Origin of the sequence: Streptomyces sp. NBC_00005, from assembly GCF_045160215.1 — a bacterium.
GTDB lineage: Bacteria > Actinomycetota > Actinomycetes > Streptomycetales > Streptomycetaceae > Streptomyces.
In genome coordinates this window covers 1,301,850-1,318,851 of sequence record NZ_CP108316.1, presented here as the reverse complement: position 1 = coordinate 1,318,851, position 17,002 = coordinate 1,301,850, and the positions used below count along the sequence as shown (strand labels likewise).

Below are 17,002 nucleotides of genomic sequence, written 5' to 3'. Positions count from 1 at the left end.
CGGGCGCAGGCTCGCGCTACGGACGTGATGACGGAGGTGCACGGTGAGGGACGGGCTACGCGCGGTGGTGGTCGGGGCCGGGATGATCGGTGCCGTGCACGCCACGGCGATCCGCGCCGCCGGAGGTGAACTGGCTGGCGTGCTGGCCTCGACGCCCGGGCGCAGCGCGAAGGTCGCCGAGGAATGGGGCGTGCCCGGCAGGTACCCCGACTTCGCGGCGGTGCTGGCCGACGACAGCGTCCGGGTGGTGCACGTGTGCACGCCGAACGCGCTCCATGTCCCGCAGGCGGAGGCCGCGTTGCGGGCGGGCAAGCATGTGGTCTGCGAGAAGCCGCTGGCCACGTCGGTCGCGGACGCCGAGCGGCTGACCACGCTCGCTGAGGAGGCCGGCCTGGTCCTGGCGGTGCCCTTCGTCTACCGCTATCACCCGCTCGTGCGGGAGATCCGGGAGCGTCGGCTGCGCGGTGAGTTCGGCGCCTGGCAGTTGATCCACGGTAGCTATCTCCAGGACTGGATGCTGTCGGAGGACGTCTCCTCGTGGCGGGTGGATCCGGGCGACGGTGGGCCGTCGCGGGCGTTCGCGGACATCGGCTCGCACTGGTGCGATCTGGTCGAGTGGGTGGCAGGCGTCCGGTTCGGCGAGGTGTCGGCGAGCATGGGCACCACGGTCCGCTCCCGGCCGGCCGGGAGCGGCAGCAGCTTCTCGGCCGCCGTCCACGGACCGCGAATCGTGGTACGGACCGAGGACGTGGCCGTAGTCCTGCTGCGCACGACCGACGGCGTACTGGGCACGCTGACGGTCTCCCAGGTGTCGGCGGGACGGAAGAACCGGCTGTGGTTCGAACTGGACGGTGCCCGGGTCAGCGCGGTCTTCGACCAGGAACAGCCGGAGACGGCATGGCTCGGCGGCCAGGACGGCGCCCGGGTCATCGTGCGCGACCCCCAGTACGGTTCGGCCGAGCAGCGCCGGCTGTCGCGGCTGCCCGCCGGCCACGCGCAGGGCTACGCGGACTGCTTCGCGGCGTTCGTCGCCGACGCCTACACGACGATACGGAGCGGCCTCGCGCCCTGTGGCCTGCCGACCGGCGCGGACGGGCTCCGCGCGGCGCGGGTCGTCGAGGCCGTACTGCGCTCGGCCGATTCGCTCGCATGGACCGACGTGTCCGAAACCCCGCTCGTTCAGGAGGCCACCCCGTGAAACTCGGCATGCTCACCGCCTGTTTGCCCCAACTGTCCCTTGCGGAGATCGCGCAGTGGGCGTCCCAGGCCGGCTACGAAGCACTGGAGGTCGCGGCCTGGCCGGCCGTCGGCGGCCGGGACTTCGAGGCCTCGCACCTGCCGGTGGCCGGCTTCGACGCCCGGGCCGCCGACGAGACACGGGCGCTGTTGGAGCGCCACCGCCTGGAGATCTCTGCACTGGCCTACTACGAGAACAACCTGCACCCCGACCCCGCCCGCCGGGCCGACATCCACGCCCATCTCAGGACGGTCGTCGACGCGGCGGCCGTTCTCGGGGTCCCCTACGTCGGCACGTTCGTGGGCCGGGACTGGACCCGTCCCGTCGCCGCGAACCTGGAGGAGGCTGCCAAGGTCTTCCCCGACCTGGTCGACTACGCCGGCGAGCGCGGCGTGAAGATCATCATCGAGAACTGTGTCATGGAGGGCTGGCACCCCGACGGCTACCCCGGCAACCTCGCCTACTCGCCGGAGCTGTGGGAGTGGATGTTCGACCTGGACCTGTACCTCAACTGGGATCCCTCGCACCTGACCTGGATCGGCGTCGAACCCGTCGCCACCATCGCGCCGTACGCCCACCGCATCGTGCACGCCCAGGCCAAGGACATCGAGATCCTGCCCGGCCGGGTCGACCGCTACGGCTTCTTCGGCAAGGCGGTGCTGCGCGAGGACCCGTGGGACACGGGCTGGTGGCGCTACCGGGTGCCCGGGCGCGGCCAGGTCGACTGGAACGCGGTCGTGGACGCCCTGTACGAGCACGGCTTCACCGGCACGCTCTCGGTCGAGCACGAGGACCCGCTGTGGGGCGGGACGGAGGAGAAGGTGAAGACGGGTCTGGAGATCGCCCACCGGACGCTGCGGCCGCTGATCGTGGCCTGAAGTAGCACGACGAAGCCCCCGGCCTCTGATTCGAGGCCGGGGGCTTCGTCGTAGTCCTCAGTCGCCGCCCGCGAAGTGGCACGCGGCCCGCTGTCCCGCGGGTGTCAGGGTGAGTTGCGGGTCGCTCTCCGCGCAGATCGTCCGCTCCGGATGGGTGAGCGGGCCGATCGGGCACCGGGTGCGGAAGCGGCAGCCGGAGGGCGGGTTCGCCGGGCTCGGCAGGTCGCCCCGCAGCACGATGCGCTCCCGCTCGGGCGCCGAGGCGCTCGCCACCGGCGACGACGACAACAGCGCGGCGGTGTAGGGGTGTTGGGGGTTGCCGTAGACGTCGGCGACATCGCCGTACTCGACGATCCTGCCGAGGTACATCACCGCGACGGTGTCACTGAGATGACGGACGACGGACAGGTCATGGGCGATGAACAGGTAGCCCAGGCCGAGTTCGTTCTGGAGCTTCTGCAACAGGTTGATGATCTGTGCCTGGACCGACATGTCCAGCGCGGAGACCGGCTCGTCGAGGACCAGCGTGCGCGGTCGGCGGGCCAGGGCCCGCGCGATGCCGATCCGCTGGCGCTGCCCGCCCGAGAACGCGTGCGGGTAGCGGTCGAGGAGCTCGGGGCGCAGCCCCACCTGTTCCATCAACGAGCGTGCCTCTGCTTCGAGTTCACGGCCGCCGATGCCCCGGATGCCGAGCGCCTCGGTGAGGGACTGCCTGATCGTGCGCCGGGGGTTCAGGGAGGCGTAGGGGTCCTGGAACACGTACTGCACCGAGGACCGGACCTGTTTGAGGTCCTCCTCGCGCATCGCGCTCACGTCGGTTCCGTCGACGCGGACCGTCCCGCCGGCGATCGGGTTGATCCCCACGACGGCCCGCGACAGCGTCGACTTGCCGCAGCCGCTCTCCCCGACGAGCCCGACGGTACGGCCTGCCTGCACGGACAGGCTCACCGAGTCGACGGCGTACACGGGCGGTTCGCGGTGGAACAGGCCGCGCCGCCGCGATCCGACGTCGACCCTCAAGTCCCGGATCTCCAGGACGAGTTCGTCCGTGGAGGGCTCGGGGCGAGCCGGTGCGGGTGCCGTCGCCTCCGCACGCACCGGGGACACGTCGACTCCGCGTTGGGCCACGAAGCAGGCCGCTGTCTGTCCGCTGTCCCCGATCGCCAGCAGCTGTGGCGGTGCGTGTGTGCACGCGTCCTCGGCGAACGGGCAGCGGGGCTCGAACGCGCAGCCGGGCGGCAGCGCGGCGGGGTCGGGCGGGGTGCCGGGGATCGCGGGGAGCGGCCCGCCGGTCAGGTCGTCGTCGAGGCGGGGCATGGCTTCGAGGAGGGCCGCCGTGTAGGGGTGGCGCGGGTGGTTGAAGACCTGCTCGACGGTTCCCTTCTCGACCGTACGGCCGCTGTACATCACGACGACGTCCGTGCAGAGTTCGGCGACGACGCCCATGTCGTGGGTGATGATCGCGACGGCGATGCCGAGTTCGGTGCGGAGTCTGGCGAGCAGCCGCAGGATCTGGGCCTGGATGGTGACGTCGAGGGCGGTCGTCGGCTCGTCGGCGATGAGCAGCGCCGGATCGTTGGCCAGCGCGATCGCGATGACGACGCGCTGGCGCATGCCGCCGGAGAACTGGTGCGGGTAGTGATCGATCTTCGTCGCCACGTCGGGAATGCCGACCTGGTCGAGGAGTTCGGCCGCTCGCGTGCGCGCGGCCTTCTTGTCGACGCCGTGGACCGTCATGGCCTCGACGATCTGGTCGCCGACCTTCATGACCGGGTTGAGCGCGGCCTGCGGGTCCTGGAAGACCATCGCGACCTTGCTGCCACGACGCCGACGCATCTCGCGTTCGGGGAGCGCGAGCAAATCCTCGCCGTCGAACTCCACGCTGCCCGCCACGACTTGGCCGGGCGGACGCAGCATCCGCATGATCGAGCGCGCCGTGACCGACTTGCCCGAGCCGGACTCGCCGACGATGCCCAGGACGTCGCCCGGGTAGATGTCGAAGCTGACGTCGTCGACTGCTTTGACGTCGCCGCTCCTGAGCCTGAACTCCGTGCCCAGGCCTGCGACGCGCAGCAACGGTACGGCCTTGCTGGTGCCGGCCGGCGACGGTTCGGTCATGGGTGAGTTGGTCGTCGGGGTCATCGGCGATTCACCGCCTCGTTGAGTGCGTCCGACATCAGGCTGACGCCCACCGCGAGCAGCAGGAGCAGCGCGGCGGGGCCGATGATGTAGGTGGGTGACTGGACCACGAATCGCAGGCCGTTGTTGAGCAGGACGCCGAGCGACGGTGTGGGCGGCTGCACGCCGAGGCCGACGATGGACAGGCCGGCCTCGATGTAGACGCCGACGACCATCCAGACGGCGCCGTTGACCACGATGGCGTCCATGGCGTTCGGCAGCACGTGCCGGACGAGGAGTTGACGGCGCGAGACGCCGAGCACCCGGGCGGCGAGGACGTACTCCCGGTCCTGCTGGGTGAGCCAGGCGCCGCGGGCCAGGCGGCCCGCGCTGGGCAGGCCGCCGATCAGGATGGTGAGGAACAGCGCGAACCAGCCGGCGCCGAGGACGGCCACCAGACAGACCCCGAGGATCAATCCGGGGAAACCGATGATCACGTCCAGCAGTCGCTGTACTCCCGCGCCGAGCCATCCGGCGAGCGCGCCGGAGAGGCCGAGCAGGGTGCCGATCGCCATGCTGAGCGGCACCGCGGTGAGGATGAGGCTCAGGTCGACGCGCAGGCCGTAGACACTGCGGATGAAGATGTCGCGGCCGAACTCGTCGGTCCCGAAGAGGTGTTGGGCCGAAGGACCGGCGAAGGTGGTCGCCCCCTGCTGGTCGTAGCCGCCCGGGAAGAGGACGGGTGCGAGCAGCGCGGCGAGGACCATCAGCACGAGGATCGACAAGCCGATGACACCCCGCGGGGTGCGGAACGCCGACAGATACCGGGCCAGTGTCGGGTTCAGCCGGCGGCGCGCGGCCACGGGCATGGACAGGGGTAGGTCCGTCATCACTGATCTCCCAGCCTGATCTTCGGGTCGAGCGCCGCCAGGACCAGCTCGGTGACGATCTGGCAGATCACCGCGATACAGACCACACCGAGGATCAGGACCTGGAGGACGGTGAAGTCGCGCGTCGTCACGCTGGACACAGCGAGCTGGCCGAGGCCGTTGCGGTTGAAGATCGACTCGATGACCACCGCACCGGCGAGCAGGGTGCCGATCTCCAGGCCGATCGCGACGACCGCGCTGCCGAAGCTGTTGCGCAGCACGTGCCGCAGGGTGATCCGCCGCGGCGAGGCGCCCTTGGCGAGAGCCAGATCGACGTAGTCCTCGTTGCGGACCCGGGTCATCTCCGTCTGGAGCAGCCGCGCCACACCCCCCGCGGGCGAGAGCGCGAGGGCGACCGCGGGCAGGACCAGGTACTGGATGCCGATCGCGGGATCGCGCAGCACGCTCACCTCGCCGCTCACCGGCAGCCAGCGGTGGTACACGCCGAAGACGAGAATCAGCGCGAGCGCGATGAGGAACGACGGTACGGCGACCAGGATGCTGTTGCCCAGATCGAGCGTGGTCCGCGCCCACCAGCGCCTGGTCGAGCCTGCCAGCACCCCCAGCGCCGTACCGATCACGACGACGAGCAGGGTGGCGAACACGGCCAGTTCCACGGTGCTCTCCAGCCGGTCACCGATGAGGCTCGCGACGCTGCGGTGCAGGAGGTAGGACTGGCCCAGGTCACCGTGGAACAGTCCGGAGATCCACTCCCAGTACTGCTCGACCGGCGACCGGTTCAGGCCCAACTCCTTGCGGATGGCCGCGATGTTCGCGGCGGTCGGGTCCGAACCGGCGAGGGTGACGGCGACGTCACCAGGGGCGAGCCGGGGCAGGGCGAAGGCGACCACCGAGCTGGCGAAGAGCACGAACACCACCGACGGCACCTTGCGCATCAGATACCGGATCATTTCGACAGCCACGCCGTTCCGAGGTCGATGAAGCCCGCCTGGGTCGACTTGATACCGCCCACGGACTGGGTCCGGACAGTCAGGGTCGGCCGGGTGACCAACGGGACCGTGAAGGCCTGGTCGAGGAGGTACGCGTTGTAGTCGTGCACCGCGCTCTTCTGCTCGGCCGTCGACGTGGCGGCGGTCACCTTCCGGACCAGCGCGGAGTACTGCGCGCTCTGGAACTTCAGCAGGTTGCCGCTCGCCACGTACTCGGGTCGGCTGACGACCTGGGACGCGGGCGAGAGGGCGTTGCTGGCCATGATCAGGACCGCGGGCGCGCCCATGTCCCGCTTGGCGATCCGCTCGTCGTACTCGGTCGGGCTGAGAGGCACCGCCTTGGCGGTCACCCCGACGGCGGCGAGGTTGTTCTTGACGATCTGGAAGATGCCGGTGGACTCGGGGCTGTTCAGGGTGACGACATTGAGCGTCACGTTCTTCGCGCCGGCCTCGGCGAGCAACTTCTTGGCCTTGTCCGGCTGGTACGTGTAGTGCTTCGCCTGGGTCGCGTCGTACCCGACGGTCGAGGACCGCCACGGCAGATCGGTCGCCTCCGCCTGTCCGCCCTCGACCTGCTCGTCGATACGGTTCCGGTCGATCGCGTACTGGATCGCCTGCCGGACGGTCTTGTTGTCGAACGGCGCCTTCGTGACGTCGAACGCGAGGGAGAGGGCCGATCCGCCCGAGGTCACCAGGGCGTAGCCCGACTGCTTGGCCAGGCTGCGCGAGTCGAGGGCGGCGATGCCGGTGCCGTACTGCACGCGACCGCTGCGGATCGCCGACACGATGGCCGTCGGGTCGTTGATGACGTCGATCTCGATCTTGTCGAGATGGGTGTTCTTGGCGTCCCGGTACTTGGCGTATTTGGTGAGTACGACCTTGCCTCCGGGTGTCCAGGACGTCCAGGAGTAGCGGCCGGTGCCGTCGACGACCTTGCCTGCCGCATTGCCCGCGTAGGTCGTGGGGTTGACGATCGGCATCGTCTCGAACAGGTCGAAGATGTTGGGCGTCGGCTTGGAGAAGGTGAGCTTCAGCTCGTGGTCGCCCTCGGTCTTCATCGACGTGATCTGGGCGGCGATCGGCTGGTTGGCAGCGCCCGTTGCGGGATCCTGGACCTTCTTGAGTGTGAAGGCGACATCGCTCGCCGTCAGTTTGCGGCCGCTGTGGAAGGTGACGTCGTCGCGGAGTGTGATGTCGATGCTTCTGGCGTCCGGTGCGAGCTGCCACGACTTGGCGAGGACGCCGGTGGGCTTGCCGGTCTTGGAGTCGATGAGCGTCAGTGTCTCGAAGACCTGGTACTCGGAGAGGATGTTGCCGAGCGAGGTCTTGAGGAACCCTCCGGGATCGACGTCGCTGGTCTGGGCGATGACGAGGGTGCCTCCGTCGCGCACCGGGCCGGTGGAGGCGGAGGCACCGGCGGTGGGCTGGGCGGCGGCGCTGCACGCGGCCGACGTGAGCAGGGCCGTGCCCACGGCGACGCATGCTGTCAGTCGGCGGTACCGGCTTTGCTTGGTGAGTGACATCGGTGCTCCTTGAGCTGCGAGGGTTGAGAGGAGGAGAGGGAGAAAGAGCGCAGGTCAGCGGTCGCCGCACAGGTCGAGTGCCACCTTGCCCCAGGGGTGGCCGGACTCGACTTCACGCAGTGCGGCCGCCGCGTCCTTGAACCGGAAGATGCCGCGGACCTGCGGATCGAGCCGTCCGTCGGCCACCTGTCGGGCCAGTTCGGTGAGTGTTTCGGTCGTGCTCTCGCGCGACAACGGGCGGGCGCCGAACCGGGCTGCCGTCTCGGGGTCGGCGACCGTCAGGATCCGGCAGCCGAGGGAGATCACCGGTGCGACGCTCCGCAGTGCGTCCCCGCCCACGAGGTCGAGGATCGCGTCGGCGCCGTCCGGCAGGGCTGTCCGCAGCTGTGTGCCGAAAGCGGCACTGTCGTAGGAGATCGCCTTGACGCCCGCCGACTCGACGAACTCCCGTTTGGCCGTGGCGGCGGTGCCGACGACCCGCACTCCGGCGGCACGGGCGAACTGGGCCGCCGCGACGCCGACGCCACCACCGGCCCCCAGGATCAACAGGCTCTCGCCGGCTTTCGGAGCGAGCTGCCCGATCCCGTCGTAGGCGGTACCGACCGCCACCGGCAGGACGGCCGCGTCGGTCCAGGAGACCGCGGCGGGCTTGAGCGCCGTCCGGTTCGCGGTGAGGAGCGCGAACTGCGCGTATCCGCCGCAGCCCCGGTCGCTGGTGCCGAACACCGGGTCGCCGACGGCGAACGCGTCGACGCCCGGGCCGAGTTGTACGACCACACCCGCGACCTCACGCCCGAGCACGGCCGGCAGGTCGAGGTGCAGGAAGGCGCGGTGCATCCCGGAACGGACCTTCCAGTCCACCGGGTTGACCCCGGCGGCACGCACCTCGACGAGCAGCTCGCCCGGCCCCGGTACCGGAGCGGGCAGATCGAGGAACCGCTGCACCTGCGGTCCGCCGTATGCGGTGAATCCGTACGCTGCGGGCACGTCGAGCCTCCAACTCCGGGTGTCGAAACGGTCAGTGCTGCTGCCGGGCCCACTCGCCGCAGAGCCGGACACTCTCTTCGGGGGTGGCTTGCGCGCCCTTGTCGACCTCGATGACGAGCCAGCCGTCGAAGCTGTCGGGCAACGCGGCCAGCGTGGCGGGAATGTCCACGGAGGCGTGGCCCGGTTCCGCCCACAGGCCGGCGAGGACGGTCTGCTGGTAGGTCCAGCCCTCGGCCCTGCCACGCTCGGCGATGTCGGCGTGGAAGTCCTTGACGTGCATCGCGGCGACCCGCTCCGCGTAGTCGCGGATCAGGCCGATGACGTCGGCGCCGGCCCAGCCGAGGTGGCCGATGTCGGGGCCGAAGGACAGGACGTCCGCCGGAATGGTGTCGAGGATGAAACGGGTCTCCTGCTCGGTCTCCGCCCAGGTTCCGATGTGCGGGTGGAAAGCGGCCGTTATGCCGTTGGCCTTGGTCGTCTCGCCCATCCGCGCGAACACGTCCCGCACCCGCTCCAGCCGTTCCGGAGTGGCGTCGGTGCCCACGGCGGGGCGGTGCACGCGGGGCGCCTGCTTGTTCATGCCGGTGGCCACGAAGACGGTGGGCAGGCCGAGTTCGGCCATCTGCGTGCTCATCCGGTCGGTCTTCTCGAGGTGCGCCCGAAGGCTCGCCTCGTCCTCGGGCAGCGGGCCCGAGATGTAGCCGGGCGCGGGCAACAGGCCGTGATCGGCGAGGAGTTGGCCGTACTCGGCGGTGCTGAGGTCCTCCGGCACCTCCGCGTGTACGGAGTCGATGCCCGACTCCTTGATGACCTTGAGGCGTTCGGCGAGCGGCGGGGCGATGGTGGGGTCGATCCAGCCGTCGTCGGTGGCGATCCACTGGAGCGGGTTGATCGCGATCTTCTCGGGGCTGATGGTCATGAGGGGCCTTTCGTCGAGGACGATCGAGGGGATCGAGAGATAGGGAGATAGGGAGGGGCGGGGGTGAACTGTCGGGCGGGCTAACGGGGTTCGGGACGTTCGCAGCTGCTCTCGAGCCGCACCGTGCGGCCCGACCGGGAGGAGTCCTCCACCGCGCACAGCGCTTCGAGGACGTGGAAGGCGAAGGAGGCGTTGGCGCGGTGCGGGCCGCCCTCCACCGCCGTCGCCAAGTCGCGTACGCCGAGGCCGCGTCGGGCCTGTTCGCGGGTGCCGACGGCGCCGAACAGCTCGACCGCAGGCTCCAGCACCGTCCAGTCGTCGTCACCGTGACGACGAAGGCGTACGTCGCCGTCGAAGTGGTTCGGGTTGGGCAGCGAGAGGGTGCCCTCGGTGCCGTAGATCTCCATGGCGGGCAGGTCGGTGTCCCAGACGTCGAAGCTCATCTGGGTGGTGCCGATGACACCGGACGCGAAGGTGAGGACGGCGGCGGCGTGGGTGGGGACGGTGACGTCGACGGAGTCGATCGCCCGGTCGGGGGCGGTGACGGTGCGCCGCTCCGCGCCGATACGGGTGCTTGCGCTGATCGACCGCACCGGGCCCAGGGCGTTCACGAGGATCGCGAAGTAGTAGGGGCCCATGTCCATCACCGGGCCGCCGCCCTCCTGGAACAGGAAGGCCGGGTTCGGGTGCCAGGTCTCGGCCTTGCTGTGGCTGATGAAGGCGGAGGCGCCGATCGGGGTGCCGATCGCCCCCGAGTCGATGGCCCTGCGCAGCGTCTGGCTCGCGCTGCCCAGGAAGGTGTCCGGCGCCGCGCCGAGGACACGCCCGCTGCGGGCGGCCGCCTCCAGCACGGTCCGGCCCTCCGCGACGGTGGTGGCCAGGGGCTTCTCGACGTAGACGTGCTTGCCGGCTTCCAGAGCGGCGACGACCGTACGGGCGTGGTGCACGGGCGGCGTGAGGTTGACGAGGATGTCCACCGTGTCGTCGGCGTAGAGCTGCTCGGCGTCGCCCCATGCCGGGATGTCGTGCTCTACGGCGGCCTGTTTGGCGCGGGCCACGTCGATGTCACCGACGCGGACGACCCGCAGTTCCGGATAGCGGGCCAGGCCGGCCAGGTACCGGCCGAAGATGTTGCCGCTGCCCAGGATGCCGATGCGGTGCGTGTGCTTGACCATGCCGTGGGTTCCTCCGGAGAGCGATGGACGTACGGGTGATCCGTGGAAGGCGCAAGGGGATTCATGGAATTCGGCGGAGAGAGCGGACCGCTGGTCGGAAGTGCGACAGGTCGCTCAGGCCGAAACGCGTGGCCGGTTCCGGCTGGGTTGTTCGGCATTTAAGGGCTGTGCGGCCGAGTGGTGCGAGAGCTGCGGTCCGGTGAGCAGAACATTGGGAGCTGGGTTATCGAATCGTGACAAGCGAAACTGACGAGACGTCAGGTCGCGCGTGCGCGGCTGCGGGAACCGGGCGCGCGGGCGGTCGGCGCGGCGTGGCCCGCCGGAGCGCGGGGATGAGGGAATGCGCAGCTCACAGCTGTACGCGAGGGTGACGCCCGGACCGTTGCGCGGGTCGGCGGAGGGGCGGCGGGAGCGGACGCTCGACGTGCCGAAGTGCCGCCCGGAGGGGGCGGTCTCGCGCCTGGACGGGACCTTGATCGCCTGTGCGTGGTCCGTCGAGTGATCCGATCTCATTGCTTCGGATGCCTCTTCTGGCTAAAATCCGGGAATTTTTCGAGCCGTCCGGGAGGCTTGGTGCCGCCGTCGCCTTATCGGCCACGGCGCGAACGCAGGGTTGCCCATCACCATCGTTTGGTTCGTATGTGAGGGACAAGATGCCGTTTTTAGTTTTTCGATCGGACTAAAAATGGCGGAACATCCTGCCGTGGTGGTCCGAATGTCATGGTTGACGGACTCGTTCCTCAAGCCGGATGGTGAGGGGGCTCAAGGAGGCGGAATTAAGACCGTGACGTTTCATAAAGGCGGGTTCCATCCGGCCGCTCCGGTGCTGCTGCCCGCGGTTCCCGTGGGGCTGCACCGGGTCCTGGACCTGGTCGTCTCGGGCGAGGCGACCAGTCGTGCCGAGATCGCGCGGCGCAGCGGACTCGCCCGCTCGACGGTCGGCCAGCAGGTCGCCCATCTCGTCGGACACGGCATCCTGGAGGAGATCGAGTCGGGCGAGTCGGTGCGCGGCCGACCACCCCGTGTGCTGACGCTCTCCCCGCGCGCGGGCACCATCGCCGTGGCCGATGTCGACACCCTGGCCTCACGCGTTGCGATCGCCGACCTCACAGGACGGTTGCTCGCCGAGGACACCGTGCACGTTCGCCTCGACAGCGGGCCGGAAACGGTGCTGGAGCGGGTGTCCGAGCGCCTGCTGGGCCTGTTGGAGAAGGCCGGGCGTGACCCACGTCGGGTCCGTCAGGTGGTGATGGGCCTGCCAGGGCCCGTCGACTTCCAGCGCGGCTGCGCCGTGCGCCCGACGGGAATGCCGGGCTGGGACGCCTACCCGGCCGCCGAGGCTCTCGGCGCACGCTTTCGCGCCCCGGTCCGGGTGGACAACGACGCCAACCTCATGGCCCTCGGCGAAGCGGTCCAGGACGAGGTCGACACCCCGCTCCTCTGCCTCAAGATCGCGGCCGGGATCGGGGCCGGACTCGTCACCGCCTCCGGCGACATCTACCGGGGGGCCGACGGAGCCGAGGGGGACGTGGGCCACATCCGGGCCGTCGACGGTGGCGACGCCCTGTGCACCTGCGGCAACGTCGGCTGCGTCAGAGGCATCGCCTCGCACCGGGCCGTGCTGCGCACCCTGGGCATCCCCGAGACGACGGACGACGATCCACGTCACGGCGAACGCGAACTGGCCGAACGCATCACCGACAACGACCCTGCGGCCGTGCACGCGCTGCGCCAGGCCGCCACCGCGATCGGCGAACTCGCGGCCATGCTCGTCGTCATGTACAACCCCCGCACCCTGGTGCTCGGCGGCCCCCTCAGCGACCTGCGTGACGACCTTCTGTCCGGGGTGCGTGCCGTGGTGTACCAGCGAGCCCTGCCCCTGACCACTCGCAAACTGACCATCACCACCACCCGGCCCGACGGCACCTCCGCGATCCGCGGGGGCATAGCCCTCGCCCTGCGAGGCGTCTTCAGCGAGCAGGGGATTGCCCGGTTGCTGGTGGACGACCGGGAAGACTGACGCCGAAGCCGAGCCGAATCCGGCCGGGGCGACCTGGCGAACCCGTGGGCCGGTGGGCGGTGGGTGGTGGCTCGTTATGTCTTCCGTGGTGTCGACCCTTGCCTTCAGGCTCGATATCGCCGCGACCAGCCACGATCAGGCGCCATCCACAGCTGCGCGATGCGGGATGGCAGTTCCGGCAGTCGCTACTGAGCGGGGGAGACCAGCCCCTTCGCGAAGTCGAGCTGTTCCTTGTGGAAGGCCGCGCCGGCGTAGTGGTGATCGATGTTGTGGCCACCGCCCAGGATGCGCCGAGCGGCCACCGAGGGGGCGGCGGTGAAGGCCTTCCCGAATGCGGCGACCGATTCGTCGCTGCTGTGCCAGAACCCTTCGTGTTCGGCCAGTCCGTAGTGGACGGGTACCTCGATCCTCGCGGCGAGCCCTGCGAAGTCCGTGCACCACTGGCCCGCCACCTCCACCAACTCCGCTATGGGAACGGGCGATTCGGCGTGCTTCGCGATGTCGAGCACACCCGGATCGTACGTGTCGTCAGGTCCGTACATGAACCGCAAGAGGTGCTCACGGCTGAACTCGATCGAGCTGGCCGGCGGCTGGGACTTCAACGCGTCGTTCGACCGCTGCGACTCGTCGTGGATTCCGGTGACGGAGACCCCGAGGAGCGGCCAGGTGCGGTCGCCGGCTGCCAGATGCAGCGCGATCGCACCACCTATCGAGTGTCCGACGAGGACGATCCCGGGGGAGTCCGAGAAGTGCCGGTTCCAGAGTTCGGCGATGGCCCCCTGGAGCACCTGGGCATTCCGGCGGAACGAGATCTCCCCCTCCAGCGCGGTGCTGCCGCCATAGCCCGGACGGTCGAGGGACACCACTGAAAATCCATCGCGCCGCGCGGCGTCCACCAGCGAATACCCGGCCACGTCGAAGTACGACGCGTTGTAACCACCCCCGGGAAGGCAGACCAGCAACGGCATCCCGGGACGGCCTGCTGCCTCTATGCCGGTGATCCGGATGTCCCCCAGGTCGAGCGTGATGCGGTTCGCAGTCATGAAACAGTTTCCTTCAGTGGTACGGCCTGGTTGTCGGCCCTGTCTGGACATCGCCGCCGCCTGCTGCCTGGGCAACAACTCCCCCTTTTCGGGTCCCGGCCGCGTGCCGTTCAGCGAGACGGTGGGTCTCCTGCCCCATGCCGACGGAGTTCTTCTATTTGCTGTTCTCCGCAAGGAACTTCCGCAGGAGCTCCTTGTACTCCTCTGGGCAAGTGCGGTGAACCAGATGCCCGGCGCCCTCGATCGTCTCCAGCCGGCTATCAGGGAGGAGGCGAGCAGCCTCGGCCAGCCCCTTCTGGGGGGTATAGCTGGTGGACCCTCCTCCGATGATGAGCGTCGGTGCGGTGATCTTGGGAAGGTCGTTCCACCAGGACGGATCGGGGTTGTGGATCTGGTGCACCAGCGAGGTGGCCGCGGCGAAATCGAAAGGCGCCGCTCCAGGCACTTCGTCGGAACCTTCCGGGAACTGCACGTCGATGGGGGCGGTGTCCTCCCAGACCATCCGCTCGATCCGCTCGGGCCATTTCTCCGCGAAGACACACCCGACCCGTGCACCCATCGAGTGGCCGATCAACGTGAAGCGGTCCAACGCAAGCGCATCGGCGAACGCCTCGAGGTCGCCGCACCCCAACTCGAAGGAATAGACACCGGGCCAGGCGCTTTCTCCATGGCCGCGTTGAGTGAGGGCGAAGACGTGGTACTGCTCGGCGAGAAAGCTCGCGATCTCGTCCCAGTCACGCGCGTCGTACATGAGGCCATGCAGAAGAATGAGCGGCGGCGCATCCGGATCACCCGCCTCGCGGTATTGAAAAGTCAATTGCGAGAGCTCGATCCTGTGGTCACTGAAAACGGTCATCTGCTCTTCCGTTCGCTTGGTGGGTGTCATCAGCGCAGCGTGACGGGGTCTGTCTCGCTGGGAGCGCCCGCAGCGTCGACCGTATGAGTGCTTTCGCGCGGGCGGGAGAGGACGGTTCATCCATGGATCGGCGATCCCTGCCTGCCACCTTGGGTAGTGCTTACGTCACGCTGGGCAGAAGCTCAGCCATGGATTGGCGGTCTCTGGATAGCCGGGCGAGAAGCGGCGACGATGGTGGGCATGGACAAGAAGGAACTGGCGGAATTCCTGCGACGGCGGCGTGAGGCGCTGCGCCCGCGTGATGTCGGGCTGGTCGAGGGGCCGCGCAGGCGTACCCAGGGGCTGCGCCGCGAGGAGGTCGCGCAGCTCGCCGGCATGTCCACCGACTACTACGCCCGCCTCGAACAGCAGCGTGCCCCGCAGCCCTCCATCCAGATCACCACCGCCCTCGCCAGGGCGCTCCGGCTGACCCTGGACGAACGCGACCATCTCTTCGTCCTCATCGGCCACAACGCCCCGGCCCGCTTCCAGCGCTCCGAGCACGTCAGCCCGACGCTGATGCGGGTCCTGGACCGCCTGGACGACTCCCCGGCCCTGGTGCTGACCGACATGTCCGACACCCTCGCGATGAACCCGCTGGCCATCGCGCTGCTCGGTGACCAGACCCGCCACACCGGGCTGGCCCGAAGCGCCTATTACCGCTGGTTCATGGACCCCGCCGAGCGCCTGGTGTACCCCGAGGAAGACCACGAACGTCATGGCCGCGCCCAGGCTGCCCGTCTGCGGGTCGCGCTGACCGCCGGCAGTGACGTCCCCCGAGCCACCCGCATACTCGCCGAACTCCAGGAACACAGCCCCGAGTTCGTCAGCCTGTGGGAACTCCAGGAGGTCGCCCAGCGCTACGACGAGAGCAAGACCATCGTCCATCCCGAGCTCGGCCGTATCGACGTCGACGGTCAGGTCCTGTTCACCGAGAACCGCGCCCAGACCCTGGTGGTGCTGACCACCCGTCCCGGCACGGAGAGCCACAGCAAGCTGGAACTGCTCTCCGTCATAGGACACCAGCAGCTCACCACCTGAGCCCGCGTTCCCGGCACCGACAAGGGAACGGGTCGTAGATCGTGTCAGGTCTGCGTTGTGCCGCGGAGGCGAATGGCACGTACGACGACGGCCTGGCCGTGATCACCATCATGTGACGAGGCGTAGGCCCATCTGCCGAGGTCACCTCGGACCCGGGTCGGGTCCGGCTCAGGGCCCGCGTCGCTAGCCTCGGAGATCAGCCACGCTCACACGTGCCGCTCCGGGCCGAGCGCCGTCGCCCGCCCGATGCACCCCTGTGAACCGGATGGCACACCGCCGGCGCCATGGATGCACCCGAGGAGAGCGATGTCCAGCAGGGGATACACGTACGTCTGCAAGTTCGACGAGTTGGAGGAGGGCATCCCGCGGCGCTTCGAGGTGGAGGGTGTGCCCGTTTCGCTGGTCCTGACCGAGCAGCAGGCCTTCGCGATCCACGACGTGTGCTCGCACAGCGCCGTCTCGCTGTCCGAAGGGGAGGTGGACGCCTTGACCGTCGAGTGCTGGCTGCACGGCTCCCGCTTCGACTTGCGCACCGGAGCCCCACTCGATCCTCCTGCGACCCGCCCCGTCCCCGTGTACCCGGTCCGGGTCGACGACGGAATGGTGTACGTACAAGTGACAGGAACACCGTGATGGATGGGGCGGACGACACCGTCGCCGAGCGGGCCGATGCCGCCCGCAACCGTGCCCGGCTGCTGGAGGCGGCCGCCCGGCTGGTGGCCGAGCGAGGGGCCGAGCACGTGACCATGCAGTCGGTCGCAGAGGCGGCCGGGGTCGGAAAGGGCACCCTCTTTCGCCGGTTCGGCGACCGCGACGGGCTGCTGCTCGCCCTCCTCGGTGAGGCCGAAGCCGCGTTCCAGGCGGCGTACACCGAAGGTCCCCCGCCGCTCGGGCCGGGCGCGCCCGCGAGGGACCGGCTGGAGGCGTTCGGCTCTGCCTTGATCGAGCGCATCGCCGCCGAAGCGGACCTGGGCGCCGCGCTGGGACGCCAAGTGCTCCACGACCGCCGCCACGCCTCCGACACCGGCCGCGCCTTCCACCGCCACGTCTCAACCCTCTTGACGCAAGCGGGAGTTGACGGGGACCACGACATGCTCGCCCACGCCCTGCTCGCCTTCGCGAACTTCGAGACGACGGACTACCTGCACGTGGGAAGCGAGGTCCCCGTCGCTCGTCTCCAGGCCACCTGGGTGGACCTGGTGCGGCGGGTGACCCGCACCGACGGACCATGAACTCTGGAGATCCGAAGCGTCGAGACTGCGCCCGGCGCTCCAACGGCCCGGAGGG

At 69.4% G+C, this 17,002-nt stretch carries 16 protein-coding genes; 7 read left to right on the top strand and 9 right to left on the bottom strand.

The annotated features are described in order from the left end of the window. Window positions 1-43 precede the first annotated feature (43 nt). Complete coding sequence (locus tag OG303_RS06470) at window positions 44-1,198, top strand: Gfo/Idh/MocA family protein (RefSeq protein ID WP_405865646.1); 1,155 nt, start codon at window positions 44-46, stop codon at window positions 1,196-1,198. Then, window positions 1,195-2,115, top strand: a complete 921-nt coding sequence (locus OG303_RS06465; protein WP_405865644.1) for a sugar phosphate isomerase/epimerase family protein — start codon at window positions 1,195-1,197, stop codon at window positions 2,113-2,115. Before OG303_RS06470 ends, OG303_RS06465 begins: the two co-directional genes overlap by 4 nt. Window positions 2,116-2,172: 57 nt before the next feature. Here OG303_RS06465 and OG303_RS06460 read toward each other — a convergent pair whose 3' ends face one another. The 7 genes from OG303_RS06460 to OG303_RS06430 form a co-directional block, all read right to left on the bottom strand. Continuing rightward, window positions 2,173-4,233 carry a dipeptide ABC transporter ATP-binding protein gene (locus tag OG303_RS06460; protein WP_405865643.1) on the bottom strand — a complete coding sequence of 687 codons (2,061 nt, stop codon included), beginning with the start codon at window positions 4,231-4,233 and terminating at the stop codon, window positions 2,173-2,175. A 20-nt stretch (window positions 4,234-4,253) separates the two neighbouring features. After that, entirely contained in the window at window positions 4,254-5,123 is an 870-nt protein-coding gene (locus tag OG303_RS06455) for an ABC transporter permease (protein WP_405865641.1), read from the bottom strand. Further along, complete coding sequence (locus OG303_RS06450) at window positions 5,123-6,085, bottom strand: ABC transporter permease (protein WP_405865639.1); 963 nt, start codon at window positions 6,083-6,085, stop codon at window positions 5,123-5,125. The genes OG303_RS06455 and OG303_RS06450 overlap by 1 nt, the downstream gene beginning before the upstream one ends. After that, entirely contained in the window at window positions 6,070-7,635 is a 1,566-nt protein-coding gene (locus OG303_RS06445) for an ABC transporter substrate-binding protein (protein WP_405865637.1), read from the bottom strand. Before OG303_RS06445 ends, OG303_RS06450 begins: the two co-directional genes overlap by 16 nt. A gap of 54 nt (window positions 7,636-7,689) precedes the next feature. Then, window positions 7,690-8,622: an NADP-dependent oxidoreductase gene (locus OG303_RS06440; RefSeq protein ID WP_405865635.1), complete on the bottom strand. Its 933-nt coding sequence runs from the start codon at window positions 8,620-8,622 to the stop codon at window positions 7,690-7,692. 31 nt (window positions 8,623-8,653) lie between these two features. Next, the gene (locus tag OG303_RS06435) at window positions 8,654-9,541 is read right to left on the bottom strand and encodes a sugar phosphate isomerase/epimerase family protein (RefSeq protein WP_405865633.1); all 888 of its coding nucleotides are present in this window, start codon (window positions 9,539-9,541) and stop codon (window positions 8,654-8,656) included. An 80-nt stretch (window positions 9,542-9,621) separates the two neighbouring features. Next, the gene (locus OG303_RS06430) at window positions 9,622-10,716 is read right to left on the bottom strand and encodes a Gfo/Idh/MocA family protein (RefSeq protein WP_405865631.1); all 1,095 of its coding nucleotides are present in this window, start codon (window positions 10,714-10,716) and stop codon (window positions 9,622-9,624) included. A 340-nt stretch (window positions 10,717-11,056) separates the two neighbouring features. Here OG303_RS06430 and OG303_RS06425 point away from each other — a divergent pair, with 340 nt between their 5' ends. Next, entirely contained in the window at window positions 11,057-11,218 is a 162-nt protein-coding gene (locus OG303_RS06425; protein ID WP_405865629.1) for a hypothetical protein, read from the top strand. Between the two features lie 282 nt (window positions 11,219-11,500). Further along, window positions 11,501-12,736 (top strand): ROK family protein, encoded by a 1,236-nt coding sequence (locus OG303_RS06420; RefSeq protein ID WP_405865628.1) that lies wholly within the window; start codon window positions 11,501-11,503, stop codon window positions 12,734-12,736. Window positions 12,737-12,921: 185 nt separating this feature from the next. Here OG303_RS06420 and OG303_RS06415 read toward each other — a convergent pair whose 3' ends face one another. Both OG303_RS06415 and OG303_RS06410 read right to left on the bottom strand, forming a co-directional pair. Further along, window positions 12,922-13,779, bottom strand: a complete 858-nt coding sequence (locus OG303_RS06415) for an alpha/beta hydrolase (RefSeq protein ID WP_405865626.1) — start codon at window positions 13,777-13,779, stop codon at window positions 12,922-12,924. Window positions 13,780-13,933: 154 nt separating this feature from the next. Beyond that, window positions 13,934-14,665 (bottom strand): alpha/beta fold hydrolase, encoded by a 732-nt coding sequence (locus OG303_RS06410; protein WP_405865624.1) that lies wholly within the window; start codon window positions 14,663-14,665, stop codon window positions 13,934-13,936. Between the two features lie 210 nt (window positions 14,666-14,875). Here OG303_RS06410 and OG303_RS06405 point away from each other — a divergent pair, with 210 nt between their 5' ends. The 3 genes from OG303_RS06405 to OG303_RS06395 all read left to right on the top strand — a co-directional run bounded on the left by OG303_RS06405 (window position 14,876) and on the right by OG303_RS06395 (window position 16,947). Further along, a complete protein-coding gene (locus OG303_RS06405) occupies window positions 14,876-15,715 on the top strand; it encodes a helix-turn-helix transcriptional regulator (protein ID WP_405865622.1) in 840 nt (279 codons plus the stop codon). Between the two features lie 306 nt (window positions 15,716-16,021). Continuing rightward, complete coding sequence (locus OG303_RS06400; RefSeq protein ID WP_405865621.1) at window positions 16,022-16,348, top strand: non-heme iron oxygenase ferredoxin subunit; 327 nt, start codon at window positions 16,022-16,024, stop codon at window positions 16,346-16,348. Continuing rightward, entirely contained in the window at window positions 16,348-16,947 is a 600-nt protein-coding gene (locus OG303_RS06395; RefSeq protein ID WP_405865619.1) for a TetR/AcrR family transcriptional regulator, read from the top strand. Before OG303_RS06400 ends, OG303_RS06395 begins: the two co-directional genes overlap by 1 nt. The last annotated feature ends 55 nt before the right edge of the window (window positions 16,948-17,002 follow it).